This is a genomic window from Maribacter ulvicola, assembly GCF_900155985.1.
GTDB lineage: Bacteria > Bacteroidota > Bacteroidia > Flavobacteriales > Flavobacteriaceae > Maribacter > Maribacter ulvicola.
On sequence record NZ_FTMA01000005.1, the window covers coordinates 90,715 to 109,021 of the forward strand.

At 35.9% G+C, this 18,307-nt stretch carries 11 protein-coding genes and 2 tRNA genes; 7 read left to right on the top strand and 6 right to left on the bottom strand.

All coding sequences use genetic code 11. The features are described from left to right. Positions 1 to 9: 9 nt before the first annotated feature. From BW936_RS13665 to BW936_RS13675, 3 genes are all read right to left on the bottom strand, one after another. Positions 10 to 84: transfer RNA gene (locus tag BW936_RS13665), tRNA-Pro, on the bottom strand. A gap of 39 nt (positions 85 to 123) precedes the next feature. Beyond that, positions 124 to 212: transfer RNA gene (locus tag BW936_RS13670), tRNA-Ser, on the bottom strand. A gap of 112 nt (positions 213 to 324) precedes the next feature. Further along, on the bottom strand, positions 325 to 2,361 hold the full coding sequence (locus tag BW936_RS13675) for an HD family phosphohydrolase (protein ID WP_076548999.1): 2,037 nt from the start codon (positions 2,359 to 2,361) through the stop codon (positions 325 to 327). Between the two features lie 121 nt (positions 2,362 to 2,482). Between BW936_RS13675 and BW936_RS13680 the strand changes: the two genes are divergently transcribed. Both BW936_RS13680 and BW936_RS13685 read left to right on the top strand, forming a co-directional pair. Then, the gene (locus tag BW936_RS13680; RefSeq protein WP_076549002.1) at positions 2,483 to 3,658 is read left to right on the top strand and encodes an acetyl-CoA C-acyltransferase; all 1,176 of its coding nucleotides are present in this window, start codon (positions 2,483 to 2,485) and stop codon (positions 3,656 to 3,658) included. A 17-nt stretch (positions 3,659 to 3,675) separates the two neighbouring features. Then, entirely contained in the window at positions 3,676 to 4,428 is a 753-nt protein-coding gene (locus BW936_RS13685; RefSeq protein WP_076549005.1) for a C40 family peptidase, read from the top strand. 45 nt (positions 4,429 to 4,473) lie between these two features. Here BW936_RS13685 and BW936_RS13690 read toward each other — a convergent pair whose 3' ends face one another. Both BW936_RS13690 and gyrA read right to left on the bottom strand, forming a co-directional pair. Beyond that, the gene (locus BW936_RS13690) at positions 4,474 to 5,736 is read right to left on the bottom strand and encodes a tetratricopeptide repeat protein (RefSeq protein ID WP_076549008.1); all 1,263 of its coding nucleotides are present in this window, start codon (positions 5,734 to 5,736) and stop codon (positions 4,474 to 4,476) included. 40 nt (positions 5,737 to 5,776) lie between these two features. Continuing rightward, complete coding sequence (gyrA, locus tag BW936_RS13695; protein ID WP_076549011.1) at positions 5,777 to 8,335, bottom strand: DNA gyrase subunit A; 2,559 nt, start codon at positions 8,333 to 8,335, stop codon at positions 5,777 to 5,779. Positions 8,336 to 8,595: 260 nt separating this feature from the next. On the opposite strand from gyrA, the gene BW936_RS13700 reads away from it, so the two are divergent. Together BW936_RS13700 and BW936_RS13705 are read left to right on the top strand one after the other, a co-directional pair. Next, complete coding sequence (locus BW936_RS13700; RefSeq protein WP_076549014.1) at positions 8,596 to 11,148, top strand: ATP-dependent Clp protease ATP-binding subunit; 2,553 nt, start codon at positions 8,596 to 8,598, stop codon at positions 11,146 to 11,148. Between the two features lie 206 nt (positions 11,149 to 11,354). Further along, a complete protein-coding gene (locus BW936_RS13705) occupies positions 11,355 to 11,753 on the top strand; it encodes an STAS/SEC14 domain-containing protein (RefSeq protein WP_076549017.1) in 399 nt (132 codons plus the stop codon). A gap of 6 nt (positions 11,754 to 11,759) precedes the next feature. On the opposite strand, the gene BW936_RS13710 is transcribed toward BW936_RS13705, so the two are convergent. Beyond that, entirely contained in the window at positions 11,760 to 13,307 is a 1,548-nt protein-coding gene (locus BW936_RS13710) for a bifunctional ADP-dependent NAD(P)H-hydrate dehydratase/NAD(P)H-hydrate epimerase (protein ID WP_076549019.1), read from the bottom strand. Positions 13,308 to 13,575: 268 nt separating this feature from the next. Here BW936_RS13710 and thrA point away from each other — a divergent pair, with 268 nt between their 5' ends. From thrA to thrC, 3 genes are read left to right on the top strand one after another with little or no spacing between them, the layout of a single operon-like run. Continuing rightward, entirely contained in the window at positions 13,576 to 16,017 is a 2,442-nt protein-coding gene (gene thrA / locus BW936_RS13715; RefSeq protein ID WP_076549022.1) for a bifunctional aspartate kinase/homoserine dehydrogenase I, read from the top strand. 23 nt (positions 16,018 to 16,040) lie between these two features. Next, positions 16,041 to 16,967, top strand: coding sequence for a homoserine kinase (locus BW936_RS13720; protein WP_076549025.1), 927 nt, complete (start codon positions 16,041 to 16,043; stop codon positions 16,965 to 16,967). A 39-nt stretch (positions 16,968 to 17,006) separates the two neighbouring features. Then, positions 17,007 to 18,302 carry a threonine synthase gene (thrC, locus tag BW936_RS13725; RefSeq protein ID WP_076549028.1) on the top strand — a complete coding sequence of 432 codons (1,296 nt, stop codon included), beginning with the start codon at positions 17,007 to 17,009 and terminating at the stop codon, positions 18,300 to 18,302. The last annotated feature ends 5 nt before the right edge of the window (positions 18,303 to 18,307 follow it).

Below are 18,307 nucleotides of genomic sequence, written 5' to 3' on the forward strand. Positions count from 1 at the left end.
TATAATTTGTCGGGGTGGCAGGATTCGAACCTGCGACCTCCGCGTCCCAAACGCGGCGCGATAACCGGGCTACGCTACACCCCGAATTGGTTATCAAAATATATGTCTCTCAACATATTGTTGCGGAGAGACAGGGATTCGAACCCTGGGTAAATGTTTCCACCTACGACGATTTAGCAAACCGCTCCTTTCGGCCACTCAGGCACCTCTCCAGTAATTCTTCAAAGAACCGTTGTTCTCAATAACGGATGCAAATGTAGTAAGTATTACCGATTCTACACAACTATTTTTAATGTTTTTTTTGATAAAAAAAGTACACCACTGTTACTCAGGATATTCCACCCGTAAATGATAAATATTTATGAGCTTTTGTTTGAATATTTTCTTGATTGTTTCAATTTCTTTAAACGTAATGTCTGCATTCAAAAATTGATTTGCCTTCATTTGACCTGATATTATTTTATCAACAAACTCATCAATTATCAAAAAAGTAGGATTTTTTAAACTCTTTGATGCCGCCTCTACGGAATCTGCCATCATTAATATGGCTGTTTCCCTAGAAAATGGCAACGGACCAGGATACCTAAAATCTTCTACGTTTACATTTTCTTCCATTTCTTTCTGTTTTTTATAGAAATAAAATACCAAAGTAGTACCATGATGAGAACGTATAAAATCTATAACGCGATCAGGTATGTTGTTCTTTCTAGCTATTTCTATCCCTTTTATTACATGATCAATAATAATACGCGCACTGTCTTTTGGACTAAGCTCATCATGCGGATTTACATTGGTTACCTGATTTTCCGTAAAGTAGGTGGGATCGTTCATCTTACCTATATCATGATACAATGCCCCTACCCTAACCAACATGGCATTTGCTCCAATTTCATTTGCGGCCGCTTCAGCCAAATTAGCGACTTGTAATGAATGATGAAAAGTTCCCGGAGCCTTATTAGACAATTCCTTTAAAAGCTTAGAATTGGTATCTGACAACTCTAATAACGACACATCTGACACCAGCCCGAAAACTTTTTCGTAGATATATATTAATGGCTGCACAAAAAGGGTTATCATACCATTTAATAGAAAAAGTCCCAATGTATACCACTCAATATCACTTAAATCTCCTTCATGTATGGTATGAAAAGCTAAATACCCTATTATATAAATAAGCGTTATTTGACCAACACTGACAAAAAGGTTTGCCCTTTTGTATAGTTCAGATACAGTCAAAATTGTAACAATACCCGTAATGATCTGTAGAAATATATACTCAAAACTATTAGGGACTACAAAACCTAAAATCAGTATGGTCAGTACATGCACAAACAACCCTAATCTTGCATCAAAAAATGTTTTTAAAATCAACGGAAGTATACATAAAGGCACAACAAATACCAACTGGTCATTGTATTTTATTACCATAGTAGTAATAAATACCATTAATAAAATATTGAAAAATATAAAGGTGACCTTTACATTATTGTCATAAACCGTTCTTCTATATTTTTTCAAAAACAAGAACAGCATAATAAGCACTAATGCAACTAGTACGGTATAACCGATCAGTATATAATAATAGTTGTTTGCAGTCCATAATTCTGATTCGTATTCAGATTTTAGCGACTCTAAAATCTTAAGGTTTTCAGCCTCCACGACTTCTCCTTTAGCAATGATCAATCTTCCTTGATCTACTGTTCCTCTTGTATACGATAATTTCGATAATGCTTCTGCCCTGGCTTTTTGGGTTAGACTATTATCAAAACTTACATTAGGAGCAATAATATCAAAAAACAAAGCTTGGGTTTCTTTCTCAAAGGCAGATAAGTTATTTTCCGAAAGAATTTTACTCACCAGGCTGTTGACCTCATTTACTCTATAAAAACCTGAAACCCTAACCTTTCTTGCTTCATGGTCCTTAACCAAAAAAATAAAATTACGCTGAAATTGTTTGCCATTGTTTTGTAAAATCCCCTCAGTATATACCGAGTCTAAGACTACTTTTGAAATTTGTTTTAATCGTGTTTTTAAATTTTCCCCAAGTGCCGTTCCACTCCACTTATCTTCAAATTTCTGCTCAAATTCTTCTGTAACCCTTGCCACTACAGCCTGATCATACCTGTAATACGGCAATTGATTGCTTTCTATAACTTGTTTTTCCTTGGCTATTTCCACATCGGTTTTTTTAATGGAAAAATCAAAAGGAGCATATAGGTTCTCAAATTGCCAAGGTTTCCCTTTTTGAAACTCATACTTAAACTTCCCTCCCTTAGGTAAGAAAAACACGATGAAAGCAACCGCTATAAAATAGAGTATATATTTAAAAATGAGCGATTGCTGTTTGTAAAGATTATCCAAAAGAAAATTGTATTAGGTACTTCAAAAATAGAAAATAATAAACTGATAACTAGTAATTGAAACGATATCCCTTAGGTTGCCCTAGAATTTAGTAATTTCGTATGATCAAATAATTCATAACATGAAAGAAGTCGTTATCGTATCAGCTGTTAGAACTCCAATAGGAAGTTTTATGGGTGGATTGTCAACAGTTCCAGCTCCAAAATTAGGCGCAATTGCTATTGAAGGCGCATTAAAGAAAATCAATCTTTCACCTACATTGGTAGATGAGGTTATCATGGGAAATGTGGTACAGGCAGGTACAGGCCAAGCACCTGCTAGACAAGCAGCTATATATGCCGGCATACCAAATACTGTCCCCTGTACTACGGTCAATAAAGTTTGTGCCTCAGGTATGAAATCAGTAATGCAAGCCGCACAAGCAATTACCTTAGGCAATGCCGATGTTGTCGTTGCAGGAGGAATGGAAAATATGAGCCTTATCCCTCATTATGTACACATGAGAAATGGTACAAAATTTGGTCCTTCTACCCTAGTTGACGGTATGCAAAAAGACGGGTTGGTAGATGCTTACGACCAAAATGCGATGGGTGTTTGTGCCGATGCATGTGCTACTAAATACGAATACAGCAGAGAAGACCAAGATGCTTACGCTATTCAGTCGTACAAAAGATCTTCTGATGCATGGGAAAACGGAAAATTTGATAATGAAGTAATACCAGTTGCAGTACCACAAAGACGTGGAGAACCTAAAATGGTTATTAAAGATGAAGAATACAGCAATGTTTTTATTGATAAGATTCCTAATTTAAGACCTGCCTTTTCAAAAGAAGGAACCGTTACCGCTGCCAATGCATCTACCATTAATGATGGTGCCGCGGCATTGGTTTTAATGAGTAGGGAAAAGGCAGAAGAGCTAAACTTAAAACCATTGGCCGTTATAAAGAGTTATGCCGATGCTGCTCAAGAACCTGAATGGTTTACTACTGCACCAGCCAAAGCACTACCAAAAGCTTTAGCTAAAGCTAATTTAAAATTAGAAGAGATCGACTTCTTTGAATTTAACGAAGCTTTTTCTGTAGTAGGTCTTGCCAATATGAAAATCTTGGGCTTAGATGACAAGAATGTCAATGTTAACGGAGGCGCAGTTTCCTTAGGACACCCCTTAGGATGTTCTGGCGCTCGTATTCTAATAACTTTACTGAACATACTAGACCAAAATAACGCTAAATTAGGGGCAGCAGCTATTTGTAATGGCGGTGGCGGCGCTTCTGCTATAATTATTGAAAGGGCATAAACGCTTAAAATAATTATATGCAATACGGTATTTGTCAATTAAGTATTATCCCCGTCAGAAGTACACCCGCCGAGGCATCTGAAATGATTACCCAACTGCTGTTCGGTGAACATTATAAGATTTTGGAAAGTCGAAAAAAATGGTCTCGCATAAAAACCATTTTCGACAAGTGCGAAGGCTGGATTATGAACAGTCAATTGATTTTTATACCTGAGGATGAGTTTGTTATTTTAGAAGCTAATTCCAACCCTAAATATGTTTCAGAATTAATATCTTTTGCCCAAGATTTAAATAAAATAGTAATTCCAATATTGATTGGCTCATGTATACCTGACACACCATCATTGTCAGTTAATTTTGAAGGAACTGTTCTTAATGCCGGTCAACCAAAGGAGAACCTAATTAAAACTTCATTGCTTTATTTAAATTCACCAGAATTAAAAGGAGGTAAATCCCCTTTTGGTATTGACAGCGCAGGATTTACCCAAATGGTTTATAAAATAAATGGATATCAACTTTTAAGAACGGCAGCGGGACAATCTACCCAAGGCGAAGCATTAAGTTTTGTAGAAGAAAGTGAAGCTGGAGATTTAGCTTTTTTTGATGATACCAACGGAGAAATTGATCATGTTGGCATCATTATGGAAAACAACTATGTTATTCATGTTCATGGAAAAGTCAGAATTGACCGATTAGACCATACAGGCATTTTCAATAATGACCTCAGAACATACACCCATCAATTAAGGGTCATTAAAAAGATTGTATAAAAAAAGGCCCTGATCAGGGCCTTTAATTTTATCTAGAGTGTTTAATTACTCCCCCAATAACTTCTTCATTTTCGTGAAGTTTTCAGTATCACCCATTGCTCCGTAAATATTTTTAAGCTGGGTCATAATATTTTCGTTTTCCGGATTATTTTTCAACGCATCTTCCAATACATCTGCACCTTGCTTGAACAAAGCATCTTTCTCCTCTTTAAGCTCATCATATTTTGCTATATCAGCTCTAGAATTACCCAAAGAATTCATTTCATCAATTAATGCATTACCCTCATTAACATATGTTGTTGAAAGATTTAAATATGCATTAGTATACTCAGGATTAAGTTCTATAGCCTTTTTATAAGAGGCACGTGCATCTTCATAATTATTTTGCTCCATACTAATTACACCAACATTATAATGAAGATCAGGATTATCTGGGGCCAAAGCAATTGCTTCTGCCATCAATTCCTTAAACTTATCCTTATTACCTTGATTAAAGTACAAATTGGCTTCGTTCAAAATTAGATTTACATCTTCTGGATCGTTCTTTCTTGCCGCTTGATAAGCTTCTAACGCTTTTTCATCTAAACCTAATTGCGTATATATTAACGCTGTATTTTTAACGATCTCAGCTTTTTTAGATGGTGTTTTTTCATCCACTGGGTTTGAATATGTACCAGATTTTACCATAAGATCACGTTGCACCTTATCCATCTCCTCTACTTCGCCAGAAGCAGCATTAGTAGCTTTATAAACAACCCCGCTACCATCATAACCTACCTCTTGCAGCTTATTGTAATATTCTAAAGCCATTTCATAATGCCCTCCATTTACAGCACTACCGGCAGCATAATACAAATAAGATGTATCTTTAGGACTAAGCGTATAACTCATATACAACTTTTCAGCAGCCTCCTTAAATTTACTGTTACTATTGTCACTAACTGCAGAGTTTACAAGATCAGCTGTTAATGCCGTCATATACTGGTTTGTTTCAGAAGTAAACTTTTTCTTACCAGAAGCTTCTTCCAACTCAATAACCTTCTTAAAAGAAGTTACAGATTTTTCAAATGCATCATTATTTCCTTTTTTGGCCAAATCACTATAAATTTTACCTCTAGTAAAATAATATTGCGCCTGGAGCTTCTCATCTGCAGCACCTATAGTACCAGATGCAGCTTCAAGAGCTGTTTGTGCAGCAGCTGAATCACCTGATTTCAATGCTTTTTCTGCAGCTTTTATTTCATTTTTTTGAGCAAAACCGACCATCGTAAACGCCAGTGCCGCCACAAGTAACAATCTATTTTTCATTTTTAATATATTAATTATTAGTGTTTATTATTTAACGATATTAACTATCAGCCTCAGAGTCGTCAGTCTCTGTGTTTTCTTCAGAGTCAGAATTATCAATCTTCGTGCCATCTTCAACATCCACCTCAATATCAAGTATCTCCGCTTCTTCCAGATCATCTTCATCTTTCATTACTTTAGCAACGGCAGCAATAGAGTCATTACCTTTTATATTGATCAGTCGTACACCTTGTGTTGCTCTACCCATAACACGTAAATCCTCTACGCTCATACGAATTGCTATTCCAGACTTATTGATAATCATTAAATCATCAGAATCAGTAACGTTTTTAATAGCTACAAGACCGCCCGTTTTATCGGTTACACTTATAGTCTTTACTCCTTTACCTCCTCTATTGGTAACTCTATAATCCTCTATACTGGAACGCTTTCCATACCCCTTTTCAGAAACAACTAATATTTCATCTTCAAAATTATGTACCGAAACCATTCCTATTACCTCATCATCGTCATTCGCCAAAGTAATACCACGCACACCAGAAGCATTTCTACCCATTGGCCGTGTTTTACTTTCTTCAAAACGTATTGCCTTACCAGATTTAAGACCCAAGAAAATTTCACTTGAACCTGTAGTCAACTTAGCTTCTAAAAGCTCATCTCCATCACGAACGGTAATGGCATTTATTCCATTTTGACGCGGTCTTGAATACTGCTCTAAAGATGTTTTCTTAACAACACCCTTTTTAGTAGCCATAATTACAAAGTGTGCATTAATATACTCTTCATCTTTTAAATCTTGCGTACAAATGAATGCTTTTACACTATCATCTTGCTCTATATTAATAAGATTCTGTATTGCTCTACCTTTAGATGTTCTACTTCCTTCCGGAATTTCGAATACGCGCATCCAGAAACATTTTCCTTTTTGAGTGAAGAACAACATATATTGATGATTGGTACCTACGAACAAATGTTCTAAGAAATCTTCATTTCTTGTAGAAGAAGCTTTTTGACCCACCCCTCCTCTATGTTGCGTTTTATATTCTGAAAGCGGAGTCCTTTTAATATAACCTGCATGAGAAATGGTAATGACCACTTGCTCATCTGGTATCATATCTTCCATGCTCAAATCACCACCCGCAACATTAATTACAGATCTTCTCTCATCACCATACTTATCTTTAATCTCAAGAAGTTCATCTTTGATGATGTCCATTCTACGCTCTTTCTTATCAAGAATATCTTTCAAGTCAGCAATTAGAAGCATTATTTCATCATACTCGGTTCTAAGCTTGTCTTGCTCCAGACCCGTAAGTTGACGCAGCCTCATTTCTACAATTGCCTTAGCCTGAATCTCACTTAGCTTAAAGCGCTCGATCAAATTTGCCCTTGCCTCGTCAGCATTGTTAGAAGCCCTAATTATTGCAATTACCTCATCTATATTATCAGAAGCTATGATCAACCCTTCTAATATGTGAGCGCGATCTTCAGCCTTCCTTAATTCAAACTGCGTACGCCTAACTACAACTTCATGCCTATGCTCAACAAAATAATGAATCATTTCCTTCACATTCAATAACTGCGGCCTACCATTCACCAAGGCGATGTTATTTACACTGAAAGAAGTTTGTAGTGCCGTATACTTAAACAGCATATTCAAAACAATATTAGGAATTGCATCTCTCTTTAAGATGTAAACGATACGCATACCGTTACGGTCAGATTCGTCTCTAATATTAGAGATACCTTCTATTTTCTTATCATTTACAAGATCAGCAGTCTTCTTGATCATATCTGCCTTATTGACCTGATACGGAATCTCGGTAACTATAATACATTCTCTACCTTGAACTTCTTCAAAAGTAGCTTTGGCACGCATTTTCACACGGCCCCTACCAGTATGAAAAGCTTCCTTTACGCCATCATAACCATATATAACACCTCCTGTTGGAAAATCTGGTGCCTTAATATGTGTTATAAGCTCATCAATTTCAATATCATTATTGTCTATATAAGCAACCGTCCCATCAATAACCTCAGATAAGTTGTGTGGCGGCATATTGGTCGCCATACCTACAGCAATACCAGATGCACCATTTACCAACAAACTAGGAACCCGTGTAGGGAGCACTGTTGGTTCTTTCAAAGAATCGTCAAAGTTCAATTGATAATCAACAGTTTCTTTTTCAATATCAATAAGCATATCATCCGCAATCTTTCGCATACGGGCCTCCGTATAACGCATTGCCGCAGGGCTATCGCCATCTATAGATCCAAAGTTACCTTGACCATCTACAAGCATATAACGTAAGCTCCATTCCTGAGCCATACGAACCATGGCATCATAAACAGAAGTATCACCATGCGGGTGGTACTTACCTAAAACTTCACCAACAATACGCGCAGATTTTTTATGTGAGCTATTACTTCTAACTCCTAATTCATGCATTCCAAAAAGAACTCTTCTGTGTACAGGTTTTAACCCATCCCTGACATCTGGCAGGGCTCGTGACACAATGACCGACATTGAGTAATCAATGTAGGCAGATTTCATTTCCTCTTCAATATTAATGGGAATCAATTTTTCACCGTCAGCCATTTTAAAATCTTCAGTTTTTTTAATTAGTAAAAAAGCATGCCAATATACTTAAATCCTAGGCGTTTCAAGAATAAGTAGATTTAATAATATTATTTTTTATTAACACTTGGCATAGTTATGTTAATTTTTACAATAAATGATTAAATCACTCCTTTAAAAGCCACATTTAATAGGTTTTACAATAACTTTAACGATTATAGGTATGGTATTTGCCATTGATTGAATCATATTTAGTAATTTTATAGTAGATAATAAAGTATATGGATGATAATTTTTCCCCAAGAGTAAAGGATGTAATTGCTTATAGCAAGGAGGAAGCATTGCGGCTTGGTCACGATTTTATCGGTACCGAGCACCTCATGCTTGGGCTTCTTAGAGATGGAAACGGGAAGGCCATTAGCATTTTAGATGCTTTGGAGGTTGATTTAGAACATCTACGTAGAAAAGTAGAAATTTTAAGCCCTTCTAACCCTAACGCTACTGGTATACAAAAAGATAAAAAGAACTTACATTTAACAAGGCAGGCAGAGCGTGCATTAAAAACTACATTTTTAGAAGCTAAACTTTTTCAAAGTTCTTCTATAAATACTGCCCACCTTTTACTTTGTATTCTTAGAAATGAAAACGACCCCACCACTAAGCTTTTACATAAGCTAAAGGTTGATTATGATGGAGTTAAGGAACAGTTTAAATTTATGATCACAAGTGACGACGATATAGTAGATGGCCCAACGGCCGAATCTTTCCCTAGTGATTCTGAAGAAACAAATGAAGGTAAGGAAAGCACATTTGGTGCCGCTTCTAGTCCAAAAGGTGCAAAAAAATCCAAGACCCCGGTATTGGATAATTTTGGTAGAGACCTTACCCAAATGGCAGAGGAGAATAAATTAGACCCTGTTGTTGGTAGAGAGAAAGAAATAGAAAGAGTTTCTCAGATTCTTAGTAGAAGAAAAAAGAACAACCCATTACTTATAGGTGAGCCCGGTGTTGGTAAAAGTGCCATAGCAGAAGGTCTTGCCCTAAGAATCATTGATAAAAAAGTTTCTAGAATTCTTTACAACAAAAGAGTTGTGACTCTTGATCTTGCTTCTTTAGTTGCCGGCACAAAATACCGCGGGCAGTTTGAAGAGCGAATGAAAGCTGTTATGAACGAGCTAGAAAAAAATGATGATGTCATTTTATTTATTGACGAAATTCATACTATTGTCGGTGCAGGTGGAGCTACAGGAAGCTTAGATGCCTCAAACATGTTTAAACCCGCATTGGCTAGAGGCGAAATTCAATGTATTGGTGCAACTACCTTAGATGAATACAGACAGTATATTGAAAAAGATGGTGCTTTAGAAAGGCGTTTTCAAAAGGTTATTGTTGAACCAACTTCTGTTGATGAGACTATAGAAATTCTTCATAATATAAAAGGAAAGTATGAAGACCACCACAATGTAACCTACACTGATGAAGCTATTGAAGCTTGCGTTAAATTGACAAATAGGTACATGACTGACCGTTTTTTACCGGACAAGGCCATTGATGCCCTTGATGAGGCTGGCTCACGTGTACACATTGTAAATATGGATGTTCCAAAACAAATCCTTGAATTGGAAAAAAAATTGGAAGACGTTCGCGAACTTAAGAACAATGTAGTTAAGAAACAGAAGTATGAAGAAGCCGCAAAGCTGCGTGATGACGAAAAAAGTCTAGAAAAAGATCTTGCCATTGCCCAAGAACGATGGGAAGATGATAGCAAGCTTAACAAAGAGACAGTTAGCGAAGATAATGTTGCCGATGTTGTCTCTATGATGAGCGGCATTCCAGTCAATAGAATTGCCCAAACAGAAAGCAACAAATTAGCAGGCTTACCAGAACTAATCAAATCTAACGTCATTGGTCAAGACGATGCAGTTGCGAAGGTATCTAAAGCAATACAAAGAAATAGAGCCGGACTAAAAGATCCCAATAAGCCAATTGGCTCCTTTATATTCTTAGGCCAGACAGGTGTTGGTAAAACACAGTTGGCAAAAGTACTGGCAAAAGAACTTTTTGATTCTGAAGACGCACTTATTAGAATAGATATGAGTGAGTATATGGAGAAGTTCGCCATCTCTAGATTAGTAGGCGCACCTCCAGGATACGTTGGTTACGAAGAGGGCGGTCAACTAACTGAAAAAGTTAGAAGAAAACCTTACTCCGTAATTCTTTTAGATGAAGTTGAAAAAGCGCACCCAGATGTATTCAATATGCTATTACAAGTATTGGATGATGGCTTCTTAACGGATAGTCTTGGTCGTAAAATTGACTTTAGAAATACTATTATTATAATGACTTCTAATATTGGCGCAAGACAATTGAAAGACTTTGGCCAAGGTGTAGGTTTTGGCACTGCAGCAAAAAAATCACAAGAAGATTCTCATCAAAAAGGAGTAATAGAAAATGCGCTGAAGAAAGCTTTTGCCCCTGAATTCTTAAATAGAATTGATGATGTGATCGTTTTCAATGCGCTAGAAAGAGAAGACATTCATAAGATCATTGATATTGAATTAGCAAAATTGTTCAAAAGAATCAAGGACATTGGTTACCACTTGAACCTTACTGATGAAGCTAAGGACTATATTGCAGAGAAAGGCTTTGACAAACAGTATGGTGCCAGACCGCTAAAAAGAGCAATACAGAAGTACATTGAAGATGCACTTGCTGAAGAAATCGTAAATTCTAAACTTAAAGAGGGCGATAGTATTTATATTGATCTTGACAAGAAAACTGAAGAATTGACTATAAAAATTGAAAAAACAGAGGAAGAATCACCTAAAACCTAGGCATTCATACTTTACCGTTTTATAAGAAAAGAGCCCTTTAAGGGCTCTTTTTTCGTACAATTTATTTTCTAGGTTGTAAGAATTAAAATACACTCTACCATTGCCATTAGCAGTACGAACGATATTTTCGCGTTTAAACTAAAAATTTATCGCATAAAAGTAGTTCCATATACTTTCGCTTCAGACACTATATTAATACGAATAGAATGAAAGTTGGATCTACCAAGAAAAAGGTAATTGTGCGGGAGTACGAATTAGAAACAGGAAAAATTCAAGTATATGAAAACTACATGGTATCTATCTTTGACGAAGGAACCACGTTAACACTAGAAAGAGCATATCAAATTATTGGGATAGCTGAGATTCATTTTAGAGACAGAAACTTTGGCTTTATTAGTCTACGGAAAAATTCATTTGCTATTGATCCAACCATTTATAATTACCTTAAACAACTAGACAACCTTAAAGCTTTTGCAATTGTCTCTATAAAAGAGATAGACATGCATAACTTTAAGATTGAAAAACTGTTTTACAAAAAACCCATGAAGTTTTTTATTGAATTTGATAATGCCTTAAAATGGGTTAAAAGAAGAGTCAATTCTTAAAGAAAATCAATTTTGTTGATTTTCTTTCTCCACTTCGGGTGGTTCGGGCATCTTAAACAAGTCTATAAACGCACCAGCTAAATTAGCTATAAGATGAGATGCCGTTAATGACTGAAAACCTGTAGATTCTACCGCAATATCACCTGATCTACCATGCAAATAGACTCCAAATATTGCTGCATCTAAGGCAGGATAACCCTGAGCTCTTAAACCTGTAATTATACCCGTTAACACATCACCACTTCCCGCAGTAGCCATACCAGGATTACCGGTTGTATTTACGTATCCTTTTTCACCGTGAACTATAATTGTATGGGCACCCTTAATAACCACTATACATTTATACTTTTTTGAAAATTCCTTAACCTTCGCAAGTTTTTCAAAATCATCTTTCCAATTACCAATTAATCGTTCTAACTCTTTTGGATGTGGAGTTAAAATGGAATCTTCGGACAAGTCTTTTAATAACGCTTTATTCTTAGATAAAATATTAAGAGCATCTGCATCTATTACTAAAGGTAGCTTATTACTTTTTAAGAAACTAGATAGCGCTTTTATGGTAACTTCACTAGTTCCGATACCAACCCCTACCCCAATAACCGAAGGCTCTAAATTAAACTTTATGTCCGTAAGTTCATTTTCATCGGTATCGGTCAAAACCATAACTTCAGGTAATGATGTTTGCAAAATTGAATAGCCAATTTTTGGAACAAAGGAGGTTACTAATCCGCTACCGGCATGCAGAGCCGCTCTAGAAGACAAACATACAGAGCCTATTTTTCCATAACTACCGCCAATTATCAATGAATGGCCATAGGTGCCTTTATGTCCATATTTCTCCCGAGGTTTATACATTGTAAGAACTTCATTCTTTCCAATTAATTCATAATCGGTTTCCGTGACCCGTAGGTATTCTGGATCCAAGCCTATATCCAATACTTCCCATTGCTCAATAAACGTACCTGTTTCTGGTAAAAAGAAGACTAATTTTGGAGTTTGAAAACTTAAAACATAATTTGATTTAATTATTGCTTGAAAATTATCCGGACCTTGATCTGTAAATAATCCCGAAGGGATATCGATAGAAAGAATAAAAGCCTTAGAATTATTTAAATGTTGAATTATCTTAACAACCCATTCATCTGGTGTTCTGTTTAACCCTATTCCAAAAATACCGTCTACAATAATATCTTCCCCGCCAATTTGTGGTAGCTCATCATCAGAATTCATAAAGTGAGGCCAAACCTTACGGTCTTTTAATCGATCTAGATTTATTAAAAAGTCTTTTGATCGTTTCTCACTATAGTTCACTACATATACTTCTACGTTATAACCGTGATCTACTAGATGTCTAGCTAGAGCTATACCATCTCCGCCATTATTACCAATACCACAGAATAAATGTATTTTCACCGGGGCTCCCTGCATTCGTAAATGCATCCAATTAAAAAGCTGCAAAGCAGCACGCTCCATTAACTCATTACTACCTATCTCCTCTTTTTTAATTGAAATCTGATCTGCCTTATAAATCTGTTTTGCACTATATAATTTCATTCTTTATTTTTTTTACAGCTAAAAAGTAACGATTCCGTAAAAAATTGTGGAATCGTTTGATTAAGATATCAAATGTACTACATTTGATTTTCAACCATTAGTATTTATGGACTGCTATAACACAGACATAACATTAGATTTCACTTCAGCTACTATTTCTTATAGTACAACTACGGCATGTTTCACCCCTTGGGGTTAAATACTATATAACTCCGTACCTGTGTTTAATTACACCATATCTTAATTTACAAAGTCAATATTTCATCACATGAAAGTTCTAAAATTTGGTGGTTCATCTGTAGCCAAGCCTGAAAATATAGTTAAAATTAAAAATATTATCTCTAAGTATAACGACCCCATTATCTTGGTTGTTTCTGCTTTAGGGGGTGTAACCGATTTATTATTAGAAGCTGGTTCAATGGCTTCTAAACAAGATCAATCTTACAAAGAAATTCTAAGCACATTAGAAGAGAGACATTTATCTACTATAAAAGAACTAATACCTGTTACGGCACAGAGCCAAGTACTAAGCAAGGTTAAAAGTGAGTTCAACGTATTGGAAACCCTTTTAGAAGGTGCCTTTTTTATAGGAGAAATCACTCCAAAATTATCTGATAAAATTGTAAGCTACGGCGAACTTCTTTCTTCCTACATTATTAGCGAATACCTAATCAGTGAAAAACTAGACGCTGAATTTAAAGATAGTAGAGAACTTATAATAACAAATAAGGTTAATGCCAAGAGTGTAGTTAATTTTGTAAAAACCAATGCTAATTGTGTGGATTTTTTCAAAGACTCCAATAAAAAAGTAACTGTTTGTCCAGGATTTATAGCTACTTCTGAAAAAGGTGCTTCCACCACTCTAGGTAGAGGTGGTTCTGACTTTACAGCTGCAATTTATGCTGCTGCTATTGATGCTGATATTTTAGAAATATGGACAGATGTTAGCGGGATGTATACTGCAAACCCTAAAATGGTAAAACAAGCCAAAGCAATTGCACACATTTCATATGAAGAAGCTATGGAATTGTCTCATTTTGGAGCAAAGGTACTTTATCCACCAACGATACAACCCGTATTATCTAAAGGGATATCCATTGTAATAAAAAACACTTTCCGCCCTAATGAAGCTGGAACCTTAATTACAAAATCTAAAAACGAAAAAGGAAAGACCGTTCGTGGAATAAGCCATATTGGAAATATTGCACTTCTTTCTTTAGAAGGTCCAGGAATGGTTGGTATACCTGGAATTTCGAAACGTTTTTTTGAAGTACTCTCGCAAGCGGATATTAGTGTCGTATTAATTACACAAGCCTCTTCCGAACATTCCATTTGTGTAGCCATATCTGCTGATGATGTTGAAAAGGCGGTAACTATTGTTAATGAAGCTTTTGAATATGAAATTGAAAGAGGTCGTATAAAAGAAGTAATTCCTGAAAAAGATTTAGCTATTGTTGCCCTTGTTGGAGATAACATGAAAAGCCACCAAGGTTTAAGTGGTAAAATGTTTAGCACGCTTGGCAAAAACAATGTAAACATTAGAGTTATTGCACAGGGTGCATCTGAAAGAAACATTTCGTGTATCATAGATGAAAAGGATGTGAAAAAAGCGCTGAATGCATTGCACGAAGAGTTTTTTGAAGAAAACATTAAGCAACTAAACCTATTTGTAATGGGTGTTGGTAATGTAGGCGCAAAGTTTCTTGAACAGATTAAAGAGCAGCGTAAATTCTTAAAAGAGAATTTAAAATTGAATATTAGAGTAATAGGAATGTCCAACTCCAGAACTATGCTATTTGATGAAAAAGGAATAGACTTGAAGAACTGGTCTTCTAAACTCGCAGCAGGTGAAAAAGCTGATAAGGTTAAGTTCTTAGAGATAGTACATAGCTTAAATTATAGAAATAGCATTTTTGTTGATAACACAGCAAGTGAAGAAGTATCTAAAACGTATAGCGAATATTTAGGCAATAGTATTTCCGTGGTTACTTGTAACAAAATTGCATGTTCTTCTACATTTGAGAATTATGCTCATTTAAAATCTTTGGCTAGGACCTATAATGCTCCTTTCTTATTTGAAACTAATGTTGGTGCAGGTTTACCTATTATAGATACTTTAAAACACTTAATTGCATCCGGAGATAAAATCTTGAAAATTCAAGCAGTATTATCAGGTAGTTTAAACTTTGTATTCAATAATTTCGATGACAAAACTACTTTCCGTAATGTGGTAAAACAAGCTCAAGAAGAGGGATATACAGAACCTGACCCAAAAATAGATTTAAGTGGGGTTGATGTAATGCGTAAAATATTGATTTTAGCTCGTGAAAGTGGAAATCAATTGGAAATTAGTGATATTGTCAATAATCCGTTTTTACCAGAAGAGAGTTTAAATACAGCAAACAACGATGAATTCTTTGCCTCCTTAGTACAAAATGAAGCTCATTTTCAATCTTTATTTACTAGTGCAAAAAACGCAGATAGTAAACTAAAGTATGTTGCTCAATTTGATAACGGTAAAGCAAGCGTTGGCTTACAGGAAATACCAAAAGGTCACGATTTCTATAATCTGGAAGGCAGTGACAATATTGTTCTTTTCTATACAGAAAGATATCCCAATCAGCCAATGATAATAAAAGGTGCAGGTGCAGGTGCCGCAGTAACTGCTTCTGGTATTTTTGCAGATATTATCCGTATTGGTAATTTCTAAACTTCATAACAATAGTACTCATTATGAACAAAAACGAAATTAAAGTATTTTGTCCTGCAACAGTTGCAAACGTTTCATGCGGGTTTGATGTTCTAGGCGTAGCCTTAGATTCTGTAGGTGATGAAATGATAGTTAGAAAAGTACCTCAAAAGGGTATTAAAATCACCAAACTTACTGGACAGGATTTACCTAAAGAGACCTTAAATAATGTTGCTGGTGTTGCCGGTAACGCATTTTTATTAGCTTCTGACTACGATGGTGGGTTTGAGATTGAAATCGATAAAAAAATTAAGCCAGGTAGTGGTATAGGTAGTAGCGCGGCTAGTTCTGCGGGTGCCGTTTGGGCCATGAATCACTTATTAGGAAACCCTTTCAGTAAAACTGAATTGGTAAAATTTGCCATGGAAGGTGAACGTTTGGCAAGTGATGTAGCCCACGCAGACAATGTGGCTCCTGCCCTATTTGGTGGTTTTACACTTGTGCGTAGCTATAGCCCGTTAGACATTATTGATATTCCTGCACCGTCAGAATTATATATAACCATAATCCATCCGCAGATAGAAATAAAAACTTCAGATTCTAGAAAGATTTTGAAAACGACTATTTCTATGGAAACCGGCATTAAACAATGGGGAAATGTTGGCGGCTTAGTAGCAGGACTTTTCAAAAAAGATTATGATTTAATAGGTCGTTCTCTTGAAGATCATATTGTTGAACCAATACGTTCTATCTTAATTCCTGGTTTTGATGAAGTTAAAAAAGTGTCTTTAGAAGCTGGTGCACTAGGTTCTGGAATTTCAGGGTCTGGACCATCAATTTTTGCATTTAGCAAAGGGGAAGTAACGGCTACAAAAGTTGGCGATGCCATGAAAACCGTTTACAACAAAATTGGCATTGATTACGAAATTCATGTCTCTAAAATAAATAGGGAAGGTGTTAAACTTTTATAAGTTTAAATGTCCTTACATTAACCGTTAAAAAATTACATCTTGAAATTCTATAGTTTAAATAACAAAGCACCTAAAGTTTCTTTTGACACTGCGGTTATTAATGGCATTGCCCCAGACAAAGGCTTATATTTTCCTGAAGAAATTACTCCGTTACCTAAATCTTTTTTCGAAGAAATTGAAAACCTTTCTAACGAAAACATTGCGTTTACCGCAATTCGTCAATTCGTAACAGAAGTGGTGCCAGATGATGTATTGAAAGACATTTTAAAGGAAGTATTAGATTTTAATTTTCCCGTTGTTGATATTACAGATAACGTAGGAACTTTAGAACTCTTTCATGGACCAACCATGGCTTTTAAAGATGTTGGCGCTCGTTTTATGGCACAATGTTTAGGCTATTTCTCTAGAGCTACAAAAAGCGAAGTTACCGTTCTAGTAGCTACCTCTGGCGATACCGGTGGCGCTGTAGCAAACGGATTTTTAGGTGTTGACGGTGTTAATGTTGTTATTCTTTATCCAAGTGGTAAAGTGAGTGACATCCAAGAACGACAACTAACTACCTTAGGGCAAAATATTACAGCGCTTGAAGTTGATGGTATGTTCGATGATTGCCAAGCAATGGTAAAAAATGCTTTTTTGGACAAGGAGCTGCTTGACCATATGAAATTAACTTCTGCCAACTCCATTAATGTGGCTCGTTGGTTACCGCAACTATTCTACTTCCTTTTTGCATACAAGCAAGCGAAATCAAAAGGTAAGGAAATTGTATTCGCTGTACCTTCAGGTAATTTTGGTAATATTTGTGCGGGCTTAATGGCACAACGGTTAGGTATGCCGGTAAAATACTTTGTAGCTGCAACCAATGTTAATGACACTGTACCACAGTTTATGCTAACTAAACAATACACGCCTAAACCATCTACCGCAACAATTTCTAATGCAATGGATGTTGGTGACCCTAGTAATTTCATTAGAATTAGGCATTTGTTTAAAGATGATTTTGATGCCTTAAAAGAAAACCTTTCTTCTTATGCTTTTACAGATGAGCAGACCAAGGAAGCCTTAAAGGAAATTTACAATATTAATGGATACATTCCTGATCCGCATGGCGCTGTTGGATATTTAGGCCTTAAAAAATACCAAGAACAACATCCTGATACGTATGGTATATTCTTGGAAACTGCTCACCCGGTTAAATTTTTAGATATTGTTGAGGAAACCCTAAATGAGAAATTAGAAATTCCGTCGCAAATAGAAAAAGTAATGGGTAAAACTAAAAAATCGACTAAGATTTCAACCTATGAAGGACTTAAGGATTTTCTTTTAAAATCTTAGTCCTC